8 protein-coding genes and 1 pseudogene are annotated in these 6739 nt (G+C 66.1%); 8 read left to right on the top strand and 1 reads right to left on the bottom strand.

Translation table 11 applies throughout. From position 1 onward, the window contains the following. The 4 genes and pseudogenes from AC3A35_RS27555 to AC3A35_RS27540 form a co-directional block, all read left to right on the top strand. Window positions 1-159: pseudogene (locus AC3A35_RS27555) on the top strand (acetaldehyde dehydrogenase (acetylating)); the annotation flags it as partial. A 23-nt stretch (window positions 160-182) separates the two neighbouring features. Next, on the top strand, window positions 183-1205 hold the full coding sequence (gene dmpG, locus AC3A35_RS27550) for a 4-hydroxy-2-oxovalerate aldolase (protein WP_487439751.1): 1023 nt from the start codon (window positions 183-185) through the stop codon (window positions 1203-1205). Between the two features lie 172 nt (window positions 1206-1377). Then, complete coding sequence (locus AC3A35_RS27545) at window positions 1378-2484, top strand: alcohol dehydrogenase catalytic domain-containing protein (protein WP_487439750.1); 1107 nt, start codon at window positions 1378-1380, stop codon at window positions 2482-2484. Window positions 2485-2574: 90 nt separating this feature from the next. After that, window positions 2575-3111 carry a cupin domain-containing protein gene (locus AC3A35_RS27540; protein WP_487439749.1) on the top strand — a complete coding sequence of 179 codons (537 nt, stop codon included), beginning with the start codon at window positions 2575-2577 and terminating at the stop codon, window positions 3109-3111. 54 nt (window positions 3112-3165) lie between these two features. Here AC3A35_RS27540 and AC3A35_RS27535 read toward each other — a convergent pair whose 3' ends face one another. Continuing rightward, complete coding sequence (locus AC3A35_RS27535) at window positions 3166-3903, bottom strand: GntR family transcriptional regulator (RefSeq protein ID WP_487439752.1); 738 nt, start codon at window positions 3901-3903, stop codon at window positions 3166-3168. A gap of 199 nt (window positions 3904-4102) precedes the next feature. Here AC3A35_RS27535 and AC3A35_RS27530 point away from each other — a divergent pair, with 199 nt between their 5' ends. The 4 genes from AC3A35_RS27530 to AC3A35_RS27515 all read left to right on the top strand — a co-directional run bounded on the left by AC3A35_RS27530 (window position 4103) and on the right by AC3A35_RS27515 (window position 6680). Beyond that, entirely contained in the window at window positions 4103-4957 is an 855-nt protein-coding gene (locus AC3A35_RS27530) for an alpha/beta fold hydrolase (RefSeq protein WP_487439748.1), read from the top strand. A 24-nt stretch (window positions 4958-4981) separates the two neighbouring features. After that, on the top strand, window positions 4982-5437 hold the full coding sequence (locus AC3A35_RS27525; protein WP_487439747.1) for a lipocalin-like domain-containing protein: 456 nt from the start codon (window positions 4982-4984) through the stop codon (window positions 5435-5437). A gap of 38 nt (window positions 5438-5475) precedes the next feature. Beyond that, window positions 5476-6360, top strand: coding sequence for a VOC family protein (locus AC3A35_RS27520; protein ID WP_487439746.1), 885 nt, complete (start codon window positions 5476-5478; stop codon window positions 6358-6360). 116 nt (window positions 6361-6476) lie between these two features. Continuing rightward, the gene (locus tag AC3A35_RS27515; RefSeq protein WP_487439745.1) at window positions 6477-6680 is read left to right on the top strand and encodes a hypothetical protein; all 204 of its coding nucleotides are present in this window, start codon (window positions 6477-6479) and stop codon (window positions 6678-6680) included. Window positions 6681-6739: the final 59 nt, after the last annotated feature.

The raw sequence follows: 6739 nt of genomic DNA, 5'->3' as shown, positions 1-6739 counted from the left end.
TTCATGGAGGTCGAAGGCCTGGGCGACTACCTGCCCAAGTACGCCGGCAACCTCGACATCATGACCGCGGCCGCCGCACGCACCGCCGAGATGTTCGCCGAAGAGATCCTCGCCGGCCGTCTCACCCTCGAATCCAAGCGCGCGACGCAGGCTGCATGAGTGGCCACCTGAAGGAGATCAAAATGGATCTAAGCGGCAAGAAGATCACCGTCCACGACATGACCCTGCGTGACGGCATGCACCCCAAGCGTCACCTGATGACGCTCGAGCAGATGAAGACCATCGCCTGCGGGCTCGATGAAGCAGGCATCCCGCTGATCGAAGTCACCCACGGCGACGGGCTCGGTGGCAGCTCGGTGAACTACGGCTTTCCCGCCCACACCGACGAGCAATACCTCGGCGCGGTGATCCCGTTGATGAAGCAGGCCAAAGTCTCCGCGCTGCTGCTGCCCGGCATCGGCACCGTCGACCACCTGAAGATGGCGCACGAGCTTGGTGTCTCCACCATCCGCGTCGCCACCCACTGCACCGAGGCTGACGTCTCCGAGCAGCACATCGGCTATGCCCGCAAGCTCGGCATGGACACCGTCGGCTTCCTGATGATGAGCCACATGAACAGCCCCGAAGGGCTGGTGAAACAGGCGAAGCTGATGGAAGGCTATGGCGCCAACTGCATCTACATCACCGACTCGGCCGGGCATCTGTTGCCCGACACGGTCATGGCGCGCCTCGGCGCGGTGCGCGAGGCGCTCAAGCCCGAGACCGAACTCGGCTTCCACGGCCACCACAACCTCGCCATGGGCGTGGCCAACTCGATCGCCGCGATCGAAGCCGGCGCCACCCGCATCGACGCGGCCGCGGCCGGGCTGGGCGCCGGTGCCGGCAACACCCCGATGGAAGTGCTGGTCGCGGTGTGCGAGCTGATGGGCATCGAGACCGGCGTCGACGTGTTCAAGATCCAGGACGTCGCCGAAGACCTGGTGGTGCCGATCATGGACTTCCCGATCCGCATCGACCGCGACGCGCTGACGCTGGGCTATGCCGGCGTGTACGGTTCCTTCCTGCTGTTTGCCAAGCGCGCGGAGCAGAAGTACGGCGTGCCGGCGCGCGACATCCTGGTCGAGATGGGCCGGCGCGGCATGGTCGGCGGGCAGGAGGACATGATCGAGGACACCGCCCTGAGCCTCGCGGCGGCGCGCGCCTAGTCGGACAGGTTCCGCTCGCGGGCCGGGTGTCCTGTGCCCCCCGGCGACCGCGGCATACGACGTCCAGGCTCGCGGGCGCGCTCCGCTCGTGTCCGTCGAGCCGACAACAACAAAAAGGAAGTTCGGGCAGGTCGCCCCGTCAGTGCGGCCGACACCACCAGAGGAAGACGCCATGTCGATGATGAAGGCTGCACGATTGCATGAGATCGGGGGCAAGTTCTCGATCGATGAAGTACCCATCCCCGTTCCCGGAAAGCACGACGTGCTGGTCAAGGTCGAGGCCTGTGGCCTGATTCCGAATCTGCGCAACGTCGTCACCCATTTTCCCACCTGGTATCCCTTCCTGCCGCTGCCCGCGTTGCCGGCAATCTTCGGACTGGACAGCGCCGGCACCATCGCCGCGGTCGGCGACGGCGTGACGTCCTTCCGGCCGGGCGAGCGGGTGTATGTCAATCCGGGCGTCGGCTGCGGCGAGTGCCGCTACTGCAAGCAAGGCGAGCCGACGCGCTGCGACAGCTACACCTTCATGGGCTATTTCGGTTTCGGCCGGGGCTCCCAATCGATCTTCGAGAAATACCCGCATGCCGGCTACTCCGAGTACATGACCGCACCGGCCGCGAACCTGGTGCGCCTGCCCGGGAATCTGCCGTCGGCGCAGGCCGCCCGGCTGGGCTATCTCGGGACCGCCTATTCAGCGATCCGGAAGTCAGCGCTGCGGCCGGGCCAGAGCATCCTGATCCTGGGCGCAACGGGTACCCTCGGTGTCGGCGCCACCCTGCTGGCCCTGGCGTTCGGCGCTGCCCGCGTGGTGGTTGTGGCGCGCGATCAGGCCGCAATGGATCGACTGGTGAAGCTCGACCCCCATCGCGTGGTCCCGATCCGGCTCGGCGATCGCAGCATTCACGAACGGGTGCGCGAGCAGCTTGCGGGGGGCGTCGACGTCATGCTCGACACCTTGGGTGCGAAGGCCCCGGCGGCCCTGTCTGTGGATGCGATGCAGGCGGTGACGCGGGGCGGCCGCATCGTCCAGATCGGCGGAGTGGCGGGGCCGATTCCGATCGATCCGCATCCCTTCATGTGCGCGCAGTTGCAGTACATCGGGTCGCTGTGGTTCACCGCCGCCGAGGGCGAGGAGATGGTCGCGATGATCGAGTCGGGCATCGTCGATCTGGGCCTGCTCGAATCGCGTCCCTATGCGCTGGAATGCCTCAACGACGCCCTCGAGGACATCCAGTCGCAGGCCAACGGCTTCACCAACTTCCATATCGCTCACCGCTAGGCAGCCCTGTGGCGCCGCACCGGCCTGCCGTCGGCAGTGCCGTGCCGGCCGCCCGGTGCTGCGAAACTCAATCAGGAAAGGACCCGGACCATGAATGAAACTCGAATCGTCACCGGACACAGCCATGATGGCCGCTCGGAGATCCTCATCCGCGGTCCGCTTCCGGGTGGGGGCGAGTTTGCCCACCACCCCGGCTTTGCGGCCGGACTGGTATGGCAGACCGCACCCCAGCCGAAAATCGCCGCTCGTGCCGCCGATGCGGTGGCCGAGGTGGAAACGGTCGTTCCGCAACCCGGGGCGACCGTGGCGATGAAGGTGACGTTTCCGCCGGACAGCGTGACGACGTCCGAGCGCTTCGATCCGGCCGCAGCCGGCGCCGAGTTTGCCCGGCGCCTGCCGGGGCTGGGCGAGACCTTCGATCCGGACGGTTCCGGCTTCCATCGCACCGACTCGATCGACTACGGGGTGGTGCTCGACGGCGAGATCTGGCTCGAACTCGATGACGGCGAGGTGACCTGCCTGCGCAAGGGCGACGTCGTCGTGCAGATGGGCACGCGGCATGCGTGGCGTAACAAGGGTGATAAACCGGCCCAGCTGTTCTTCGTGCTGATCGGGGCGGGACGCTGACTGGCGGGAGCGCGTGCGCCGGTCGGGCGACGACCGGCGCACGCCCCCGCTTGCTCAGGCCAGCGCGTCGACGGGCTTGTCCATGCGCGCCAGGAGTTCGCTCTTGCGGATGACGTCGAGCGAGCGATGCACGTGCCGGCCCAGGACCTCGGTCAGCGCGTTTTCGTCGCGGGCGAGTGCGGTCTCGAAGATGCGCTGGTGTTCGTTGTGCACGTCGCGCGGCCGCGGGCCGTCGAGTGCCGAGAGGCGACGGTAGCGTTCCGCCTGCACGTGCAGGGTGGCACGCAGCCCGAGCAGGCGAGGGGAGGCGCACGCCGCGACCAGTGCCTCATGGAACTCGAAATTCCATTTCTCCCATTCTTCGTAGACTTCGGGCGTCCGCGCGCCGAGGCGCTCCTCTGCGCGCGACAGCATGTGATAGCTGCTGACCAGCCGCGCCTCCCAGTCGTCCTCCCCGCGCAGCACGCTACGCCGCGCGGCCTCGGTCTCCACCATTGCGCGCAGGAAGGAGAGATCTTCGAGGTCGGCGAGCGACATCGGGGCGACCGAGAAGCCGCGCTGCCCGTGGGCCACCACCAGGGCGTCGGAAACCAGCAACGCCAAGGCCTCGCGCAGGGTGCCCGAACTGACCGCGTAGTCGTTCTTGAGGTGCTCGATGCGAAGTTTTTCCCCCGGCGCGTGCACCCCCAGCACGATGTCGCGCCGGATCTGCCGGTACGCGGCTTCGATCAGGGTGGAGGGGGGCGCGAGGGCGGACACACCGCCAGGACCGGGAGTCGAATTGGGCTGCATCTCGCGACTGAAGAGTTTTCGATGCGGCAATCATAGCACCTGATTTTGTGTTGACAGAACAACTATAAAAAGACAATCTTCTGTAAAGTTTTTTTTAAGATGTTTTATCGAGATTTTGGCGAGCCATTTTTTGAAAGGGTTTTCCCGGCAGCAAGACCGGGTTCCCGATTCCATAACTTGAGCAGGGAGACACGGCCGGATGAACCAGAGCAACCCCGAAATCGGCAGCAGCATCCAGATCGGAGCGGTGCGCACCAACTACCATGATCTGGGGGCTGGCTTCCCGGTGATGATGATCCATGGCTCCGGACCGGGCGTCAGCGGCTACGTGAACTGGCGACTGGTGATGCACGAGCTGGCGCGCGATCGCCGTGTGCTGATTCCGGACATGGTCGGTTTCGGCTTCTCCGACCGGCCCGCAGGGCAGCGCTACGATGTGGATGCCTGGGTGGCGCAGGCCATCGGGCTGCTCGACGCACTCGACATCGAACAGGCCGACATCGTCGGCAACTCCTTTGGCGGGGCCCTGGCGCTCAAGCTGGCAATCCGCTTTCCGAAGCGGATACGCCGCCTGGTGCTGATGGGGAGCGCCGGATTGAACTTCCCGATCACCGAGGGGCTGGAGGCGGTCTGGGGCTACGAACCGTCGCCCGAGAACATGCGCCGGATCCTCGATATCTTTGCCTTCAACCGCAGCCTGATCAGCGACGACCTCGCGCGCCTGCGCCACGAGGCGAGCGTGCAGCCCGGATTCCAGGAGGCCTTCGCGGCGATGTTCCCGGCGCCGCGCCAGCGCTGGGTCGAGGCGCTGGCCAGCGCGGAATCGGAGATCCGGGGCATTGCCCACGAGACGCTGCTGGTGCATGGCCGCGAGGACCGGGTGATTCCGCTGCAGGCCTCGTTGCGGCTGGCCGAACTGATCTCGCGGGCCCAGCTCCACGTGTTCGGACGCTGTGGCCACTGGACCCAGATCGAGCAGGCGGGCCGCTTCGTCCGCCTGGTCGGCGACTTCCTGAACGAGGCAGCGGCGGACGAACCGGTCGCGCTGGCCTGAGGCGCCTGACGAGACAATCACACCATGACACAGAGCGGGAGGCAGGAAACGATGGGGAATCAAGGGCTGGAAGGGCGCTGGACGATCACGTCGTGGCGCCAGGAGTACGACGATGGACGCTGCGTCCACCCGTTCGGCGAAGACCTCGAGGGATTTATCGAATATGGGCGCGGGACGATGTTCTGCGTCATCTCGCGCAAACCGCGGACGACATTCACCACCGGCGGGCAGTGGGACGCAACAGATGCCGACAAGGCCCGGGCCTACAACGAGTACCTGACCTACGCCGGGCGCTACGACTTCGACGGCGAGATGGTCACGCACCGGATCGAGCTGTGCATCTTTCCCAACTGGCAGGGGAGCGCGCAGCGACGCAAGGTGATCCGCGAGGGCGAGGACGGAATCACGCTGGTGGCACGGATCGAGGAAGGCACCAGCGAAGCGAGGACGGCGATCCTGGCGTGGCGGCGCGCCGCGTGACGATCATGACCACGGCTGGACAAAGGGAGGCAGCATCGATGGCACAGGTCAAGCGACTGGCGTATATCGAGATCGAGGCGAGCGACCTCGCGGCATGGCGGAGATTTGCGCACGAGGTCCTGGCGTGCGAGGTGGTCGATGGCAACGATCCGGACAACGAGCGGCTGCGCATCGACGATCGTCCGTGGCGGGTGCACCTGTCGGCCGGTCCGCGCAACGACGTGGTGGCGATCGGACTGGAGGTGGACTGCGGCGCGGATTTCGATGCGATTCACGCCCGGCTTGCGGCCGCCGGGCACGAAGTGCGCGTCGGCACCGCGAGCGAATGCGCGGCGCGCGGTGTGCGCGGCCTGCTTCACTTTACCGACCCTGCCGGGCTCGCGGTCGAGTTGTCCTACGGTTCGCTGCTGCGTCCGCAGGCGCCTTGCCACATGCCGGTCGCACACGGTGGATTCGTGACCGGCAACCAGGGCCTGGGCCATGTGATGCTGGTCGTGGAAGATGTGCCGGCCGTGCATCGGTTCTACTGCGACATGCTCGGCTTCGTCACCAGCGACTATGTGTCGACGCAGGACTACGGCGGCCAGCAGGGGGACTTCGTGTTCATGCGCTGCAACGAACGTCATCACAGCCTGGCGATCGGCTTCTTGCCGCTGGGGCGCCGCCTGGGCCACCTGATGCTGCAGGTCCGGGAGTTCGACGATGTCGGCCGCGCGCTCGATCGCGTGCATCGCAGCGGCTTCCTCCAGACCCGCGCGCTCGGGCGGCACATCAACGACCGGATGTTCTCCTTCTACGTGGAGAGTCCGTCGGGCGTCCAGATCGAGTATGGTTGGGGCGGGCTCGAGGTCGAGGCGGAAAACCATGACGTCAAGACCTATGATGTCACCAGCGCCTGGGGGCACCAGCACCTGGACAAGTAACCCGGGCAGGCGCCGGATGGGCTCCATGCACAGGCATGGCGACCCGCCGGCCGTAATGCGAGACCCGCCTCGAGCGGGCGTAGGCGAACGACGACAGAGAGCAGGAGGCGTGTGAAGTGGAACTGCGCGGATTGAATCCCGGGGCCATAGACCCCGTCCGGATGAAGGGCTTCGAGTACTTTGCCACTCAGGATCTCGAGGAGGCGCGTGGCTGGGGAACGCGCGTGTTCTGCGAGAACGATCTTCGCAGCCTCGACGCGAAGCGCTCGGTGAACGCCCGCATGTACTACCGCAAGCTGAAGAGAGCAGGAGGCGTGTGAAGTGGAACTGCGCGGATTGAATCCCGGGGCCATAGACCCCGTCCGGATGAAGGGCTTGG

The sequence above is a fragment of the Azoarcus sp. Soil_N_20 genome (assembly GCF_057656155.1).
The sequence above is the reverse complement of the archived record's forward strand: the minus strand, read 5'-3'. Positions and strand labels throughout refer to the sequence as shown.

What these genes read in the sequence shown, in the direction of transcription:
- AC3A35_RS27545 (WP_487439750.1), top strand. Translation starts at nt 1,378, where the DNA reads ATGTCGATGATGAAGGCTGCACGATTGCATGAGATCGGGGGCAAGTTC.
- AC3A35_RS27520 (WP_487439746.1), top strand. Translation starts at nt 5,476, where the DNA reads ATGGCACAGGTCAAGCGACTGGCGTATATCGAGATCGAGGCGAGCGAC.
- AC3A35_RS27535 (WP_487439752.1), bottom strand. Translation starts at nt 3,903, where the DNA reads ATGCAGCCCAATTCGACTCCCGGTCCTGGCGGTGTGTCCGCCCTCGCG.
- AC3A35_RS27540 (WP_487439749.1), top strand. Translation starts at nt 2,575, where the DNA reads ATGAATGAAACTCGAATCGTCACCGGACACAGCCATGATGGCCGCTCG.
- dmpG (WP_487439751.1), top strand. Translation starts at nt 183, where the DNA reads ATGGATCTAAGCGGCAAGAAGATCACCGTCCACGACATGACCCTGCGT.
- AC3A35_RS27525 (WP_487439747.1), top strand. Translation starts at nt 4,982, where the DNA reads ATGACACAGAGCGGGAGGCAGGAAACGATGGGGAATCAAGGGCTGGAA.
- AC3A35_RS27530 (WP_487439748.1), top strand. Translation starts at nt 4,103, where the DNA reads ATGAACCAGAGCAACCCCGAAATCGGCAGCAGCATCCAGATCGGAGCG.